This window comes from Thauera sp. 2A1 (genome assembly GCF_009469595.2).
Lineage (GTDB): Bacteria > Pseudomonadota > Gammaproteobacteria > Burkholderiales > Rhodocyclaceae > Thauera.
The window spans coordinates 1-1,451 of the sequence record NZ_SSXV01000107.1; the positions used below are offsets into that span (position 1 = coordinate 1).

Annotated in this window: 1 protein-coding gene; it reads left to right on the forward strand. The window is 48.1% G+C overall.

The window, feature by feature from the left end; all coding sequences use genetic code 11:
- Positions 1-1,246: site-specific integrase (locus tag GH664_RS23995; RefSeq protein WP_255424998.1), on the forward strand; the 1,246-nt coding region annotated here is incomplete at its 5' end.
- Between the last annotated feature and the right edge of the window lie 205 nt (positions 1,247-1,451).

Consider the following 1,451-nt stretch of genomic DNA (forward strand, 5'->3'; position numbering starts at 1 on the left):
TCAACCACATTATTATATTATAAGGACAACAACTATGAGCAGAAGTACATTTTCAATTTTGCCTTACATCAACAGACAGAAGGTGAAGGCAGACGGAACAGCCAACATACTTTGCCGCATCACCGTTGACGGCAAAAGTGCAGCCATTTCCACAGGCATATCCTGTACCCCACAGGAGTGGAACGCCAAGAAGGGAGAGGTACGGAACGCAAGGGACAACGGACGATTGGCAAGTTTCCTTGCTGAGGTCAAGGATAAATACAACTCACTTCTTACCACCAATGGCATCATCACCGTGGAAATGCTGAAGGCTGTGTTGAAGGACAAGGACACGACAGGAAGGTTCTTGCTGAACTTTGGTGATACCATCGTGGAATGGTATCGAACCTCAAAAGCCAGACAAACCTTTCTGCACAAGCGGACATGGCAGAAGAACCTGAGAGCCTTTGTCCATTCGTTGGATAAGGACGACATCGCCTTTGAGGACATAGACGAGAATTTCGGGGAGGAATACAAGCTATTCCTGAAACGAGACCAGGGACGCATCGACAGCTACGTGAACCATTGCCTTCTCTGGCTGAACATGTTGATGTACAAGGCAGTGGACAGGAGCATTATCCGCTTCAATCCCATAGCCAAGATAGGGTATGAGAAGAAGGCAGCCCCGAAGATGACCCATATCAGCAAGGCAGACTTCATCAAGATGCTCTCTACCCCGATGGCTGACGAGCGAACGGAGCTTGCACGCAGATGTTTCATTTTTGCCTCGCTCACCTCCTTATCCTATATAGATGTAAAGAAACTGTACCCTCACCATATCAGTGAGAACTCCGAGGGTAGGAAGTTCATCCGCAAGGAAAGAGAGAAGACAGGCGTGGAGTTCTTCGTGCCACTCCATCCGATAGCCGAGAAGATTCTTTCGCTCTACAATACCACGGACGACAGCAAGCCTGTTTTTCCACTGGGTGAGAAGAAAGACATCTATCTTGATGTGCATACCCTTGGAATGGTGCTAGGCATAAGTAATAAGTTGGGATTCCACGCCAGCCGCCATACATTCGGAGTCTTGATGCTCAACGAGGACATTCCCATCGGCAGCATAGCCAAGATGATGGGACACGCAGACATTACAAGCACACAGGTCTATGCGCAGGTGACGGAGCAGAAGATTTCAAATGACATGGATAAGCTTATTGCCAAGCGAGAAAGGAACAGATTATCGAACGAAAAAACTATTGGAAAATGAACAGAGGAGTTATAACTATCAGCGAGAGCGGAACGGTATCCATGCCGACCGATACTGTATGGATGACCATGCAGGAGATTGCCGACATGTATAATGTGTTCGGCTGCTATGTGCGCAAGGCTGTCAAGGCTGTATTCAAGGACGGCATTCTGAAAGAGCAGGGTGTACGCCGTCATGTCAGGAAGAACGACCGTATCAGCCATGA